Annotated in this window: 13 protein-coding genes; 8 read left to right on the plus strand and 5 right to left on the minus strand. The window is 41.1% G+C overall.

What is annotated here, in order from left to right:
* Positions 1-20: 20 nt before the first annotated feature.
* The 4 genes from HWQ40_RS26045 to HWQ40_RS35745 all read left to right on the plus strand — a co-directional run bounded on the left by HWQ40_RS26045 (position 21) and on the right by HWQ40_RS35745 (position 3432).
* The gene (locus HWQ40_RS26045; protein WP_292783753.1) at positions 21-1562 is read left to right on the plus strand and encodes an FAD-binding oxidoreductase; all 1542 of its coding nucleotides are present in this window, start codon (positions 21-23) and stop codon (positions 1560-1562) included.
* Between the two features lie 29 nt (positions 1563-1591).
* A complete protein-coding gene (locus HWQ40_RS26050) occupies positions 1592-2296 on the plus strand; it encodes an actin-binding WH2 domain-containing protein (RefSeq protein WP_292783719.1) in 705 nt (234 codons plus the stop codon).
* Positions 2297-2338: 42 nt separating this feature from the next.
* Positions 2339-3046 carry an actin-binding WH2 domain-containing protein gene (locus tag HWQ40_RS26055; RefSeq protein WP_292783722.1) on the plus strand — a complete coding sequence of 236 codons (708 nt, stop codon included), beginning with the start codon at positions 2339-2341 and terminating at the stop codon, positions 3044-3046.
* Positions 3047-3267: 221 nt separating this feature from the next.
* Positions 3268-3432, plus strand: coding sequence for a winged helix-turn-helix domain-containing protein (locus HWQ40_RS35745; RefSeq protein WP_366934029.1), 165 nt, complete (start codon positions 3268-3270; stop codon positions 3430-3432).
* A gap of 63 nt (positions 3433-3495) precedes the next feature.
* Here HWQ40_RS35745 and HWQ40_RS26060 read toward each other — a convergent pair whose 3' ends face one another.
* On the minus strand, positions 3496-3978 hold the full coding sequence (locus HWQ40_RS26060; RefSeq protein ID WP_292783724.1) for a cupin domain-containing protein: 483 nt from the start codon (positions 3976-3978) through the stop codon (positions 3496-3498).
* Between the two features lie 358 nt (positions 3979-4336).
* The gene (locus HWQ40_RS26065) at positions 4337-4759 is read right to left on the minus strand and encodes a lysozyme inhibitor LprI family protein (protein ID WP_292783726.1); all 423 of its coding nucleotides are present in this window, start codon (positions 4757-4759) and stop codon (positions 4337-4339) included.
* 746 nt (positions 4760-5505) lie between these two features.
* On the opposite strand from HWQ40_RS26065, the gene crtR reads away from it, so the two are divergent.
* Positions 5506-6567 carry a beta-carotene hydroxylase gene (gene crtR, locus HWQ40_RS26070; RefSeq protein ID WP_292783728.1) on the plus strand — a complete coding sequence of 354 codons (1062 nt, stop codon included), beginning with the start codon at positions 5506-5508 and terminating at the stop codon, positions 6565-6567.
* A gap of 314 nt (positions 6568-6881) precedes the next feature.
* Positions 6882-7085 carry a hypothetical protein gene (locus HWQ40_RS26075; RefSeq protein ID WP_292783730.1) on the plus strand — a complete coding sequence of 68 codons (204 nt, stop codon included), beginning with the start codon at positions 6882-6884 and terminating at the stop codon, positions 7083-7085.
* Between the two features lie 80 nt (positions 7086-7165).
* Here the strand turns inward: HWQ40_RS26075 and HWQ40_RS26080 are convergent, their stop codons facing one another.
* The 3 genes from HWQ40_RS26080 to HWQ40_RS26090 all read right to left on the minus strand — a co-directional run bounded on the left by HWQ40_RS26080 (position 7166) and on the right by HWQ40_RS26090 (position 10115).
* The gene (locus HWQ40_RS26080) at positions 7166-8092 is read right to left on the minus strand and encodes a phosphodiester glycosidase family protein (RefSeq protein ID WP_292783733.1); all 927 of its coding nucleotides are present in this window, start codon (positions 8090-8092) and stop codon (positions 7166-7168) included.
* 84 nt (positions 8093-8176) lie between these two features.
* Positions 8177-9430: a DUF4912 domain-containing protein gene (locus tag HWQ40_RS26085; protein WP_292783735.1), complete on the minus strand. Its 1254-nt coding sequence runs from the start codon at positions 9428-9430 to the stop codon at positions 8177-8179.
* Between the two features lie 553 nt (positions 9431-9983).
* The gene (locus HWQ40_RS26090) at positions 9984-10115 is read right to left on the minus strand and encodes a hypothetical protein (RefSeq protein WP_292783738.1); all 132 of its coding nucleotides are present in this window, start codon (positions 10113-10115) and stop codon (positions 9984-9986) included.
* Positions 10116-10163: 48 nt separating this feature from the next.
* Here HWQ40_RS26090 and HWQ40_RS26095 point away from each other — a divergent pair, with 48 nt between their 5' ends.
* A complete protein-coding gene (locus HWQ40_RS26095; RefSeq protein ID WP_292783740.1) occupies positions 10164-10364 on the plus strand; it encodes a hypothetical protein in 201 nt (66 codons plus the stop codon).
* 465 nt (positions 10365-10829) lie between these two features.
* Positions 10830-16283 carry a translocation/assembly module TamB domain-containing protein gene (locus HWQ40_RS26100; protein ID WP_334982202.1) on the plus strand — a complete coding sequence of 1818 codons (5454 nt, stop codon included), beginning with the start codon at positions 10830-10832 and terminating at the stop codon, positions 16281-16283.
* Positions 16284-16386 lie beyond the last annotated feature (103 nt).

A 16386-nucleotide genomic window follows, 5' to 3' on the forward strand; every position in this document is an offset into this window, starting at 1 on the left:
TAGAGTTAAATTTTTCCAAAATGTCTTTAACTGAAGAAATTCTTTCCCAATTACCCGGCGATGTTTTAGGAGGGTTGCGCCAAGGCGATCGCATCCTCACATCTCTGCGCGAAAACACCGCACCAGTACCAACCTTAGTTAAAGAAAGTCAACAGCCTTTAGGCGATTCCGACTTCGATGTAATTATCTGCGGTGGCACTTTAGGCATTTTAATTGGTTGCGCCTTGGTGGTGAAGGGATTGCGAGTAGCATTGCTGGAACGGGGAATTTTGCGGGGGAGAGAACAAGAGTGGAATATTTCTCGCAAAGAATTAGATGTATTTGTGGAATTGAACTTGCTAACAGAGGAAGAATTAGAGAGTGCGATCGCCACTCAATATAACCCAGCGCGAGTTAGTTTTGCTGGCGGTACAGAAGTTTGGGTAGAGGATGTCTTGAATATCGGCGTAGATCCAGTTTATCTACTCGCTACTTTAAAAACTCGATTTATCGCCGCTGGGGGAAAGTTGCTAGAAAATACACCCTTTACTGAAGCAGTGGTTCATCCCGACGGGGTGATGGTAAATAACCAATTCAAAACTCGGTTATTAATCGACGCGATGGGACATTTTTCACCCATCACCCAACAAGCACGCCAAGGCAAAAAACCAGATGCGCTGTGCTTAGTTGTGGGAAGTTGCGCTCAAGGTTTTCCAGAAAATAACTCAGGCGATTTATTATTATCATTCACATCTTTGCAAAATCAATGCCAGTACTTCTGGGAAGCTTTCCCAGCCAGGGATGGCAGAACCACTTACTTGTTTACCTACATGGATGCACATCCCCAACGTTTGAGTTTAGGAGCTATGTTTGAGGAATATCTGCATCTTCTTCCAGAATATCAGGGAGTGGAGTTAAGCAACCTGAAATTTCAACGGGCACTATTTGGTTTCTTTCCCACCTATCGCCAAAGTCCGCTAAAAACTCCTTGGAATCGCATTCTCCCAGCCGGAGATAGCAGTGGTAGTCAATCTCCCTTGAGTTTTGGTGGTTTTGGGGCAATGGTGCGCCACCTGAAGCGTTTAACTTATGGTATTTACGAAGCGCTGGAAACGGAACAATTATCTGCAAAAGCGTTAACACTGCTGCAACCCTATCAGCCAAGTTTGACTGTTACCTGGTTGTTTCAAAGGGCGATGAGTGTTGGTATAAATCAGAAAATTGCCCCAGATCAAATTAACCAATTACTCTCAGCGGTATTTCAGGAAATGCAACAGTTGGGTACACCAGTGCTAAAACCATTTTTACAAGATATAGTCCAATTTTACGCACTAACGCAAACACTGTTAAAAACTGGTTTATATCATCCTGGAATAGTTGCCAAGATAATTCCGCAAGTAGGTTTGGCAAGTTTGTTAGATTGGATGTTACATTACAGTAATTTAGGTGTATACACTGCCTTGTTTTCGCTAAGTCCAATGCTAGAAACATGGATTAAGAATCAACCAAAAGAACAACAATATTATTGGCATCGTTTGATTGATGCTTGGAAGTATGGTTCTGGTGGTGATTACTCAGATTAAACTTAGAATTTTATCGGTGTGAGGATAACATGATGGAACGGAAATCATCAGGAATCAAATACTTTGCAGTGCTGATTGGATTCCTGCGCGATCGCCAAGGATTTCTAGAGGAAATTCGCCAAGGTACGAGATTACCAAACAAAATCATTTCGCTGTTGGTTTGCAGTTCCTTATTTATCGCTGCTTATGGCGGAATCATTGGTGCATACCATAGCTGGATGCAAGCTATATCTTCCGCCATTAAACTCCCAGCCCTTTATTTAATCACACTTTTGATTTGTATCCCGACGTTGTTTTTTGCTAACATTATTTTTGGTTCAAAGCGGACTTTTGCCCAGCATTTAGCATTAGTATTAACTGCGGTTTCAGTCACGAGCGTACTGTTATTTAGCTTTGCTCCAATCACACTGTTTTTCTTGATTACTACCAATAATTACCAGTTTTTAATTTTGTTAAATGTCTTAATCTTTGCCATAACTGGATTTATTGGTGTTTCGTCTTTATATCAAGCCACAAGTTTAGTTTTAGAACAAGATAATGAAGGTAGCAAGACACGCCAGAAAATTTTACAATTTTGGCTATTTCTTTATGCTTTCGTAGGCAGTCAGTTAGGATGGACTCTCAGACCGTTTTTTGGCACACCTGGTTCTGTGTTTGAACTATTCCGCGAAAGAGAAGGTAATTTCTATTTAAGTGTCATTAAATCTATTAGCTATCTCTTGGGATTCCGTTAATTAATCATTAGTAGTTCCACAAAAAATACAACCTATAAAAATATGCTGAAAAAGCAAAATCGCGGAATTCAACAATTTGCTGTTTTGGTTAATTTACTGCGCGATCGCCAGTCATTTTTAGAAGAAATCCGTCAGGGAGTGCGATTACAAAATAAAATAACTTCTCTATTCGTATCTAGTTCCATTTTCTTTGCCCTTTATGGAGCAATTATCGGTGCATCCCACAGCTGGGGACAGGCATTATCGGGTGCTATTAAGCTTCCGGTATTCTATTTAATCACACTGATTATTTGTTTCCCGACTTTGTTCTTTTTTAATGTTTTGTTTGGTTCTCGGAGCAGTATTTTACAGCATTTCGTTGTATTACTCACATCTGTATCAGTGATTAGCGTACTTTTATTTAGCTTGGCACCAGTTACGCTATTTTTTCTGATTACTACACCTGATTCTTATCAATTTTTTAAACTGCTGAATGTGTTTATTTTTGCTATTACAGGCATATTTGGCGTGAAATTCCTTTATGAGGGAATGCAGTTACTTTCTCAACAAGATGAAGTTGGCAAAAAAACTCGCACCACTATTTTAAGATCCTGGTTATTGCTTTATGCCTTTGTTGGTATGCAGTTAGGATGGTTTCTCAGACCATTTTTTGGTGCACCTGACTCTAAATTTGAGTTATTTCGGGCGGTGAAAGGCAACTTTTATTTGGATATTGTAGCGGCGATTTCCGAAATTTTAGGTTTGCGTTAATCTCAGAAAAAGATAATTAGTCTATTTCCCAGTGACAACTAGTAGTTAATAAAAACATAGCTTGATAAAACTTTCTTCGTTCCCAGGCTGCTACCTGGGAATGGATTATTGAGTCTCTGATACCAATTCTCCATGAAGATGCACTAAATTATAAGAGACAAGTGATGAACCAACTTCATAAACGTCTAAATCAGCCTGAAGGATTTAAAAGTTACAGCTAAATTCGGGAGTGGCTTACTCAACAATGCCAGGTTGTAGTTGCATACAAGACACTACATAAAATTGTGCGTTACAAACTCAATGCCAAATTGAAAGTACCCCGTCCACACAGTGCTAAAGCCAAACCGGAAGTTCAAGAAGCTTTTAAAAAAAACCTCCAGAAATAATCCAAGTGTTATTACGCTATTTGGGGTAATCGAAGTTTCGATTCAGGAAATGCATTCTACCTGTTATGCTTTCTTACCTGCTACTGATTCAGCTATATTTTCCATATCGACCAGATTCCACTTTAAACCTTTGCTCCTATATATACGCTTCTGCAAATTTGGATAATCACCGATATCATGGTCTAGCCTTTGACCAACTACTATACATTTTAATATAGAATTGCCCGTGTTTTTCAGCTTGTGCGGCTTACCACCAGCGCGATATCCAATAAAATCTCCTGCTTTAACTGGATAAACGCTTTCTCCAATTGTTGCCTCAGCTTCTCCTAAGAGAACGTATACGCACTCTTCTTCGTGATAGTGCATATGAAGCTCCGTTGATTCACGTCCAGGCTCTACTTCAATGATGTGGAAACCGATATTTTTTAAACCTGTCAAATCTCCTAAAGACTTATTCAGTCTACGAGCATTGGAGTTGAGAAAATGTGTTTTTTCTAGTCCTTCATAAGACTCAATCTCTTCTTTGGTGACTAAATACTTTTCCATTTCTTGATACCAAGGTGCTAAGAAAATTTCATGGTGAACACGCGAGGGGCCTAAAGATGAATTAAAACGGAAGTTAAAACAGGTTCAAGGGTTCCATCTCAGCAGAAGCGAACGCTTCTATTTGTGGATGGAATTATATCATCATCTCGTTATTAAGTGCAACTTCATAGAGAATTGGTATGACTCAATATACCTCTTGCACAAATGAAAATTTCAAAGTCCCTCTCCCAAGCTGGGGAGAGGGATTTAGGGTGAGGGCTTTTGATTTATGCAAAAAGTCTAATCTCTAAAAGCTTCTTCTCAACTGACTTTCAGCTTAAATTTACACCAATGACATTTGCGCGCCTCTATTTCAAGCTTAAGGGTCAGTTTTGAGATATTCTTGTAATTGTTGAGTACGCAGTTTTGTGGTATCTTCCAAACAACCCAAATAAATGCTAGAGGCAATACTTCCGCCCTCATATCTGCTTCTCTGAAACTCACAATTGGTATCTCGAAACTTGAGCCATGCTAGCTGCGCAGCAATCAATTTCTGTTTTCTAGGCCTTTCTAATGTAGATATCAATTGTTGATAAACTTGATTCAGTTTTTTATCTGCATTCTGATAAGATAACTTCGTACATTCATTAATTGCTGCTTGAGTTTGAGGATTATTGCAGTTGAACTTTTGAACTAAGCGCATCTCAGATAAATCAGGCGTTGTGCCTGCTATTGTTATGGCAGAGGTATTTAAACTGCTAAGAGTTAGTATACTGGACAAAACTAGTAATAATTGACGCATAGCAAAACTTTTATTATTAAGTATAGAAATTTGATATTTTAGCTAGTGTCGAACTCAGAATCAGATTAGGAAGTGGTATGCTCCATCAATCAGTGTTATGGTTCGCGCTAATTCTGGCTACCACGACACTCCCGCGCTGGAGTTTTGGTTAAAAGAAGACAGCAACTGCCCGGAATCGAAAGGGGAGTAAGCGATCGCTAGTATATATACTTATTGCATCAGTTAGGAAAAAAGATGATTTTTTTATTTAAGCAAATAAAATATGCATTTTTGTTAAAAGTATGATATCTGTGTCTAAAATATTTTTATTATACGTCAAATTCCGACAAAACTCTTGCGTTGATCGTTCAAATAACTGTATTCTTTATATTGTTGAAAATTATTTTTCACAAAAGCAATAACAAAACACAATTTCAGTACATCGGAAAAAACATTGACTGGGAAAATCGATAAATGTCGATATCAAACCAAAATCTATGTATGCCGTTGTCGCTGGCATTATGAGTAACAGGACTCACTCCCGAAATGAAAAATCAAATATTTTGTTTATGTATGTAGTGTAGCAAGGAATTCAAAATTTTTCCTATTCCCTATCTCTTACAGTCCATACCTAATTTGAATAGAGAAGAGTATTGGCTAAATTTTCAATCTTTTCATCTCTCTAATCGGGGCAAGAAATCTATTCTGTGCTGGCTGAGTTTGGGATTTCAAACCCATTTTATCAACGAATCAAGACCAGGAAAATTATGACCTCTTTAGATCCTAATTTTTTTGACATCCCGGACAAAAGCCTAATCATCATCGACCCAGCCGTTGATGACTATAAAAAGCTAAATGGCAACAACTTGGAAGTCATCTTTAAAGACGTAGTAGATACAGAAGTAAGAACAGTAACTTCAGAAGCACAAAAACTGCTAAAAGCTCCACCGAAGGAATTGTTAGCGCCTCCTGGTGATTTCAATCCTACACTACTACTGTTTTTTGCATCTGTGACAGTACTGGTGTCATCTCATTGTGGTTACTGGCTTTGGCAATGGCCAGACTGGCTGTGTTTTAGTTTTAACACTATTGCTTTGCATTGTGCTGGAACAGTAATTCATGATGCTTGTCACCAATCTGCCCACCGCAATCGAGTCATTAATGCCATACTAGGGCATGGTAGCGCCCTGATGCTAGGGTTTGTTTTCCCAGTGTTTACACGAGTACATTTGCAGCATCATGCTCATGTCAACCATCCCAAAGATGACCCAGATCATTTTGTTTCTACAGGTGGCCCGCTGTGGATGATTGCATTTCGATTCTTGTCCCACGAGGTGTTTTTCTTTCGACGGCGACTGTGGCGCAAATATGAGCTATTAGAATGGTTCATTAGCCGCTCAATTGTTGTTGCAATTGTTTATATCTCAGTTCAATATCATTTTTTAATGTACGTTCTCAATTTTTGGGTTGTACCTTCTGGTATAGTGGGATTAATATTGGGCTTATTTTTTGATTATTTACCCCATCGTCCCTTTGTTGAACGCGATCGCTGGAAAAATGCTCGTGTATACCCCAGCCCAATTCTTAACATCCTGATTTTAGGTCAGAACTACCATTTAATTCATCATTTATGGACTTGTATTCCCTGGTACAAATATCAGTCTACATACTATCTGATGAAGCCTTTGTTAGATGAAAAAGGCTGTTATCAAACTTCAGGGTTACTGCAAAAGAAAGACTTTTTAGAGTTTATTTACGATATCTTTGTAGGAATTCGCTTTTCTCATCAAAAAACTAAAAATCAAGATGAATCACAAAGTCGTAAATAGGCATTAACTAGTGAATTAGCCATTAGTTATTGGTCATTTGTAAATAACCAATGATGTCAAGTTCGGTTAATGACTTATTAAACCCGAATCACCCCACCCCGCCAAAGCATCCTACCGTGTATACATAGGGTTTGCTGAAAAAGTCTTTTTGTGAGGGCTAAGAGGCAGGAGGCAGGAGGCAGGAGGAGAGTTACAAACTACTCCTAAATCTCTTTATTCCGAAAAAGTGATTGATTTTTTGTGATATACAAGTCTTTTTCCTTGCACCTTATTCACCTTTTATCCCACTCAAGGCATTGATTTATCAAGGTTTTATGTTTATTCAGCAAGCCCTACATAAGTCTGAAATAGCTGAGAAATCACGGTTTTACCCCACCCTAACCCTCCCCGATGCATTGGGGAGCCACTGCGTTGGGCGGGCAATGCCCGACTTGTTCGCGCAGCGTCTCCCCTTGGGAGAAGCATGTGGCGTGAGGGAAGTAGATTTCCGGCTTCCCACCAATGCATCGGGGGATTGAGGGGGGTAATTTGACTTGTGTGTATACCGTAGGCCAAAGCATCGGCAAGGGGTGCAATGACTGTGGGAATTATAACTATTTTATTTTTTGTAAATCAAAAAAACTGAACCAATCGGCCCAAGGTTTTCTACATAAGTTTTCTGGTTGTAATACAATCCTGGAGACATACCTCCATCAAATAAAATCCCTTCTTGAATCTTACCTAAACAGTTATTGCTAGCAATACCTTCCAAGACATTATCAAACATATCTGGCAGTAACTCTCGATTAAGTTGAGATAATTCAATATCTGAATTAGCTTTCAAGTCATTAACTAATAAGATTACATAGCCTTGATTAGTGATAGCTGCCAAAGAGCGATTAGTTGCATTTTTACAAGCAAATTCTCCCAAATCTTGACAAATATCTTTAAACTTACCCTGACGATAGAATCTGCCATTACCGCCCACTAAATTGTAATTGAGAATATCGTTTGTTCTTCTGCCAGCTTGAATAGTAGGCTGTCGCTGCTGGGGTGTACCTCCTGATATCCCAAAGGAAGAACGTTTAGTTTTAAATGCTCCTGAATACTCTACACCACGAGAAATATTTAAGCCTTGTGGTTTATCATCAGTATCTATATAGTCGGCATTAATTGCAGCAATAGGTAGCTGTCCGTTTAACTTGGCATTTTCATCAGCGATGAGTTCATGAAACTGTTTTGCTACATATTCTTTACGTAGTTTACCTCTACTATCTTTGGCGTAAAGTTTATGAGATAGACCAACATTAACTTTAAAATCTAATTCTGCTGATTTGGGATTAAAAATAATTACATTGTTAATACCTTTGGGATTTTTTTCTCCTTGATTATTGGTTTTAAAAAAATCAATGCTGAACTTGGCATCTTTGCCAGGGCAACTTTTAGACGCTTTTGGGACTAAATTTGCTTCAATCTTTTGGCAACCTGATAATAAGCTTGCACTGATTATCAAGATAAATAACAAAAATAATTTTTTTGTAGACATAATAATAGAAAAAAACCGCTACAGAATCACTATAGCGGGGAATAATTTAAAATTTCAGTCTGGAGTCAATCTCAGAGCCAATACTTAAGAGAACCATTCTAAGACAGCTTCTTCTTTGGTGTTAGTATTCCGAGATGGTGTCTCACGATTAAATTTCATCTGAATTGACCGGGTTTGCTCACCATCAGCAGCTACAGCCAAAATTGGGTAGTCAATTAAACCATCCTGGAAGGACATCTGGAAGCGGAATGTTCCATCTGGATTCAGCTTAATTGGACGGCCACCAATGGTTACAGTAGCATCGGGTTCGGTTGCACCGTAGACTATCAACTCAGCATCGGCAATTAACCAGAACTTGCGCGGACGCACTGGTACGGCAGAAGCCGAGAAACCAACACCTGACATTCCTGCTCCGGAAGCGGTTAAGCCAGACACGGTAGGAGTTGCCCACAGACCTACACCCGATGGGAAAATGTAGGAGCTAATGGCTTGTTCAGGACGCGCTGCACCTTGTTGGGAGCCAAAGATAGAACCAGCAACCCGTAGTGCTTCGGCAGATTCTGCTAAACCAAATATTTCGTCGTAGATGGGGTTGCCATTCACAGCATTACCAACATTACCATTGGCGGTAGCTGCAATCTTTTTGGCAGGAGGAACTAGTTCGTACTGAGTTTTGCCACGTAAATCTTCTTCAAAATTTACAGTAATGAAGACATCCTCAATCCAGTCAGAAGGATAGACGGGAGGAATGTGTACTCTACTAGAACGAGCTAGTACTAACCAGCGACCATCAGCAGCACGATAGCCGATATCGATTACATAATCGCGATCGCTAACTGGAACTGGTAGATACCATTCTCTAGCTAGTTCATCAGCAGGATATTCTTGAATGCTATGGGGGCTTTGGTATTCGATATTGATATCGGTGACATCATAAATCCGTAGTGCCAGTTGTTGTCCGCCTTGCCGACGCAGTTCCTCTTTGTGTTCATTGGGAATATCCCAGTAAGTGTAAGCCCATTGAGGATCGCGCGGTAAGAGTACAATCCGGCTTTCACCATAGCCAGAGGGCAAATCTGCCAGTCCTTCATCAATATCAGCTAAAGATCCGCCAGTACGATCTTCCTGACCTAATTCAAACTTTGCAGCTTCCACGGTTTCTTGTGCCTCCAATGAACGAGATGGACTGAGTAAGTTTTTGCTACGCTGGACTTCTTGTATTGATGCGAGTAATTGTGATTTACGCATTCGGCTATAGCGAGAGATGCTATATTCGCTAGCAACTTTGCGTAGTTGGCGTAAGGTCATCTCCTCTAGTGGCGGGCGTTCTTTTGCCATTAATTTGGCCTCCAGTAGTTTAAGCGGTAAATGATTTCCCCTGGTTAAAGAATGCTATGTAAAATCTCATCCATTCCAGATGAATTTCTTATTCCTGACTCCTGGTTTTGCCCAGTTCTTAAGTTTTTTAATCTGTTTTTAAATTGAGCCAACATCCTTTCAATTCCTCAGTTATGCCAAAATCAGCATTTCTTTGGGATCGGAGGATTTCTATTTGTTAAGTCAATATTAACCACTAAGCATATCTAGGGATCAAGGGGTAAGAGGTGGGTTTTTTGGCTGTTTCACGAATTTATAAGCCCTTCTGGGATCTAATTATCAAGTTTTCATGACATTTATCGCGTTCTACGTGTTTATCAATGGCCATAATGTCAATTTTTCATGACATTATTCTCTGGGTCAGCCAAAAACCACAATTCAGAATTCAGGAATCAGAATTCAGGAGCGCAGAATCAAGACGCAACGCTCTCTACGAGACGCTGCGCGGAGCTTGCTTCTCTGTAAGAGTACGAATACTCGCTAATGCTGCGCTATCCGCTCTTTTGTTCAAAATTCATTCTGTTAGCGGTAGCGGGGCGTTTAGCCCATTCTGGCGACTGACGCCTTTATTCTGTTTCATTGAGCGATCGCCTTTCTCCCCACCATTATCTGAAATTAAGTCCCAAGATAGTGTGTACCCCACCATAGAAGAACTTAAGCTTGGCATATAACTTTAAGGTTTAGGGAAATAGTTATGAATAAGGAAACAGTTCCTAGTCAAGCTGAAAAGTCTAATCCAGAAGGCGATGCATCACAATTAAGTCCAGAGGTACTGGACAAAATCAAACACCCGGCGAGAATAGACGATGTTATTCGAGATCAATCACCAGAAGAACGTAGAAGTAACCCAGCTTTAGTACCAGAAATGATTGACGATCCAACTGATAATCAATGATTGGGTTTGCAAAACAGTAATCGAAAAGCTCAGATTTGCTACTTCTCTAGAAAGTAGCGAATCTTGTTAATAATGTGTTGCTATTCAATATTATGTAGTTCTTCTCGATATATTTCCGATGTGTTGATGTCTAATAGCACAGCCTGAGTATCAAATTTAACTTGATGAATTACTGGATAAAATTATTTGATAACTTTGCATAAACCTAAGTTTTATTCTTAGATATTTTGTAAGTGTGTTCGCGTATACATTTGCAACAAAACTAATATCTGGTGAGGAACAAATTATTAATCGAAATAAATTCAGGAATTACACAAAATCATAAAATAACATAGACGCACTGCAAATGCGTCTTATTGGCGCAGTCTCTACTAGAAAATACAAGCAGTTTGCCACAAAGTTCTTGCGTAAGTCCTGATATTGTGAAACTATATTTTGTAACTCACTGATACAACTCTAACTAATTTGTCTCTAGCCTCACTCCAGAAAAAATTACTGGTACTAGTAACAATCATGACGCGATCGCCAAATTCAGAAAACAATCAAAAACCATCTAATCGTCGTCTGTGGCTCCTGCTTTTAGGACGTACCAGTTTGGCTCTGGCTGGGGTTTTGCTAGTTGGAATTATAGTTGGTGCTTGGTGGGCTAGAAACTATATATACAAAGATTTAGCACCATTAGTGCAGCAAAATCTTGAGCAATTACTGGGGCGTCCAGTTAAAGTTGGGAGAGTTGAACGTTTTTCGCTTTCTAGTCTGAGATTTAGCTCTCTATCGATACCAGCAACTACCAGCGATGCAGATCGGGTGGTAGCAAAAGCTTTGGAGGTGCAGTTCTCGCCGTTGCAACTCCTCCTTAGCCGAAAACTGGCATTAAATGTCACCTTAGTTCAACCCAATGTCTACGTTCAACAAGATAAAGATGGTCGTTGGGTGACAGCCCAAGTTAAGGCTGGGGAAAAAAAAGGTTTTATTCAAACTGAGTTGCAGTCACTTCAAATTCAAGATGGCGATATAGAGTTGATGCCATTCACTGCACCAACTAAACCGAAAGGCTCAGTAATATTAGATCGAGTTGGTGGTATTGCCCGATTTTCAGATCAAAATCAAAAGATCGGTTATGACTTCAATACTCAACTCGCTAGGGGAGGCGCTGTTAAAATCGTTGGCGAAACCCAACTAAAAGCTCAACAAACTAACCTCCAGCTTTCAGCACAAAATTTACAAGCATCTGATATCACTCGATTAATTCAGTTACCCATCGCTCTGCAAACAGGGTATTTAAATGCTGACTTAGGGGTTCAGATTCCACCCAAACTTTCAGACATCGCAATTACGGGAACAGCTACAGCTAATCAAATTACCGCTAAAATTCAAAATATTCCTCAGCCGATTTCTAATTTTAATGGGAAATTTCTATTTCAGGGTCAGACAGTTACTTTAGATAATCTGAGTACGAACTTTGGCAAAGTTCCTATTCTGGCTAATGGAACAATTAATACTCAAACAGGTTTTAATGTTTCTGCTCTGATCAAACCAGTTAGTGCGAAAAATATCTTAGATACTCTGAAAGTAAATTCGTCAGTCCCAGCTAGTGGCGAAATTCAAGCAAATATTCAGGTAGGCGGCGCACTTGAGCAACCAGTCGTCAGCGGTACAGTAAGTAACACAAAACCGATTCAAGTTGACCGCGTTCAATTTAAAACCATCAACACTGATTTCCGCTTGAATGCATCTCAAACTGCATCTCAACTTACTGTCTCCAATCTGAAAATAGTCCCCGCAGCTGGCGGTCAAATTATAGGCGGTGGTCAGGCTAATCTGGGAACCAAAGATGGGGTAATATTTAATGCTGAAGCTGATGGGATATCAGGGGATATACTAGCACGCAGCTATGGCGTTACTCTCCCGATCGCAGTGGGGAATGTTTCAGCAAAAGCCCAAATTTCTGGCTCACTTCGCAAACAGCCCTTGAAACTTGATGTTTCTAATGTTCAGGTAACGCCGCCAGCCGGGGGGAAAATCACAGCCAATGGTCAAATTCAACTCGCTCCCCAAGGTCAGGTAGGCGTAGATATTCAAGCTCAAGGTATCCCAGGAAATGCGATCGCTCAAGGTTACGGCATTTCAACTCCAATTAATGTTGGTGGTATATCTGCGAACGCTAAAATTTCTGGTTCTCTGGGTACACCGTTAAACGTCAATGTTTCTCGCGTTCAAGCAAATCCAGATGTGGGAGGGCAAGTCACAGCTAGCGGACGAGTTCAGCTTGCACCTCAAGGTAGAGTGGCGTTGAATGTGCAAGCAAAAAATATACCAGGAGATGCGATCGCCAAAGCCTACAATTCCTCACCTTCCATCACCATTGGAAATGTCTCGGCAAATGCCAATATTTCCGGCACTCTGAGCAATCTGCAAACAGTAGCGCGGGTGCAAGCGCCTAGTGCCACCTATCCCACTAGTGGACGGGTTGTTGTTACCAAACAGGGAGAGAATATCGTCTTTCCCGATGCGGTTGTGAACGTCGCAGGGGGGACAATCACAGCTCAAGGTCAACTCGCACAACAACGCTGGCAAGGGGTTGTCAAAACTTCTCAAATTCAACTCAGCCGTTTCTCACCACAACTGCGAGGACAGCTGAATAGCAATATTCAGTTAGCAGGCACAACACAATCTTTTCAGCTTGCTGATATTCGCGCCGCCGGACAAATCAGCCTACCCCAAGGAGTAGCGCAGCTGGCAAAACCGCTGACTGCAAGATTTCAGTGGAATGGACAGCAGATTATAGTTGAAAACGCAAGTACCCCAGGATTGAGTGCTAATGGTGCGATCGCAATTCAATCTCCCCCAACTGGCGCACCCCAAATTGCCGGATTTGATTTAAATGTACTGGCGCAGAATTTCAACCTACAAAATACTGGCTTTAAAGTTCCTGGGGACGTAGCAATAGCAGGGCGACTGGATTTTAATGGAAAAGTTACAGGTACTCCAGATGTACCGCAAGCTAATGGGAATATCCGGTTGCGGAATTTCAATGTGAGTAACTTGGCGTTTGACCCACTTCTAACCGGAAACGTGAATTTTCAAGGGGGACAAGGGGGAAGTCTACGATTAGCTGGGAAACAAGATCGGATTGCCCTTAATTTAGGTGCAGATTATCGTCCAACTTCATTTTTAGTTAAACGCGATGAGGCTGTCACCACAGGTAGAACAGAGGGAGATAACTTGCTCATCAACGCCCAACAGTTTCCCATCGCTCTTGTTGGCGGCTTTTTACCTAACAATCAATTGAAACCTTTGGGGGGGCAATTATCGGGTAATTTAGTTGTCAATCTGAATAATTATGCCATTGCGGGAGATGTAGCGATCGCAGGGCCTCGTGTTGCCAGAGTTGCAGCCGATGAATTTCGCGGCAGCATCAATTATGCTGATGGTACGGCTAGCTTGGCTAATGGTCTATTGCGGATTGGTGATAGCAACATCGCTCTTAGTGGTAATGTGCAAACGGGGAATGACCCGCAATTTCAATTCCAAGCTAATTTTGCCCAAGCCAAAATCCAGAGACTTTTACAAGCGTTTAATATCTTCGACTTTCAAGACCTTGGTACTGGGTTGCAGCCTCCAACCTTAGCTGGTGCAGAAGCACTTGAAACTGAGTCTGTCAGCTTGCCCAATGCAGATTTGAAAACACAATTAGCATATTTCTCGAATATTACAACAGCGATCGCCAAAGAACAGCAAGCTGAAACAAAACAAGCCGCGTCTTTACCTACCCTTGCAGAATTAACAGGTGCTTTAAGCGGAGCAATTACAGCCAATGGCTCGTTAAAATCTGGGTTGAATGTCGGCTTTAATTTCCAAGGTGCTAACTGGCAATGGGGTAATTACTCCATCAATCAAGTCGTTGCTCAAGGCACTTTTGCCGATGGTATCGTCACCCTTTCGCCCTTGAGTGTGGGGATAAATCAAGGACTAGTGGCATTTTCAGGACAGTTAGGAACTGAGCAAGTATCTGGAAAATTGAATGTAGCCAGTCTGCCCTTATCACTTTTAGAACCTTTTATCGAAAAATACCCCGTAGATATCACTGGTAATGTAAATGCTGATGCCACTTTAGCAGGTAGTTTGCAAGACCCCAGAGTTCAAGGGAAAGTGGCACTAGCGAATGCGACCCTTAACAAACAACCCGTACAAACAGGACAGGTGAACTTTGATTACAACAAAGCTCGCTTGAATTTTGATAGTACCTTACTAGTAACAGGAACGCAGCCAGTTGCCGTTACAGGTAGCGTACCAGCTCCTTTGCCTTTTGCCAAAGTGCAACCGGATAGCAATCAAATCAGCATCAACGCCAATGTGCAAAATGAAGGATTGGCGCTCTTAAATCTGCTTACCAACAATCAAGTCGCTTGGGTAGACGGTCAAGGAAAAGTAGATTTAAATGTTCAAGGTACTTTAAAGGAACCAGTTATCAACGGTAACGCCACACTTAATAATGCAACTTTTCGCGCTCAAGCCTTATCCGATCCTTTAACGAATGTCACAGGAACAGCACTATTTAATGGTAGAACAATCAGCGTTGAAAATATCCAAGGTAATTACAATCAAGGGCAAGTAAATGTATCAGGCATCTTGCCAATTTTTGATCCTCAACAAGCCACAGCTAATCCCCTAACAGTATCAATAGCAGACAAACTCAATTTTAAGCTTGCAGGACTGTATGAAGGCGGTGTTGGTGGTGATGTCGTGATTCGCGGCACAGCGTTAAAACCTGTAATTGGTGGAGAGATTCAACTGAGTGATGGTCAGGTAATTATTGGCAACTCGGCTGCTGCGAAGAAAAAATCAGCAGCTACAGCAGAGGCTAATACTAAGGTGATAAATCTAGATAGACAAGAGGTTAACCCTAATGTCACACCGACAGCAGAGAATAACGCTAACCCAGTGGTTACAGTGGATGGAAGCACTAACCCAGTGGCAACAGCAGACGCAAGCACTAGCGCCGCAACTCCACCCATACCTGTAGAGTTTGCAGATTTAAAGTTGATTTTAGGCAAAGATATTCGGGTTACAACTCAGTCTTTCCTAAGCTTTGTACCAGGAGGAGCGGCATTAAGTCAACCCCTATTGAGGTTTGACGCTAAAGGTGACTTGACTATCAATGGTACATTAGCCAAACCACTTCCTGAAGGAGTCATTCGTTTGACAGGAGGACGACTGAGCTTATTTTCCACTGAGTTTACCTTGGCGCGGGGCTATGAACAAACTGCGCGGTTTACTCCTAGTCAAGGACTTGACCCGACTTTGGATGTCCGACTGACGGCAATTGTACCGGAAACATCAGCAAGGAACACTCAAACTTTGGAATCACCATTGTCTTCTGAAGTCAGCGATGTTTCTGTAAACAACTTTGGGACTTTACGTAGCGTTACCGTTCAAGCTAGGGTGAACGGGCCAGCGAGTAAATTGGGTGACAATCTAGAACTAACCAGTGAACCTAGCCGTAGCAAGGGAGAAATAGTTGCTTTGCTGGGTGGCTCAATTCTGGGTTCTTTTGGTCAAGCAGATGCAGGCCAAGGCCTGACTAATTTCGCTAGTTCTACCATTTTAGGTAGTTTACAAGGAACTATCACTGCGATCGGACAGGCTGTTGGTTTCAGTGAATTTCGGATATTTCCGACTCCATCTATTACTAATGAAGAATCAAAAGCATCAAGAGCTTCAATTCTTAATTTATCAGCGGAAGGTGTGTTTGATATTAATAAAAATTTCTCTGCCTCTTTATCACGCGCTCTTTCTAGCGATGACTCTTTTCGTTTCAACGTGCTTTATCGAGTCAATGACGAAATTCTGATGCGAGGCTCAACTGATGTGGGGAATGAAAATCAACTCCAAGTTGAGTATGAAACCCGATTTTAGATTGCTGCATTGGCATTGTCAGCCGAAACAATCGCATTGTTAGCCGACACAATCGCATTGTCAGCCGAAACAATCGCATTGTTAGTCGAAACAATCGCATTGT

It is taken from the genome of Nostoc sp. NMS9, from assembly GCF_017114995.1.
Taxonomy (GTDB): Bacteria; Cyanobacteriota; Cyanobacteriia; order Cyanobacteriales; family Nostocaceae; genus Nostoc.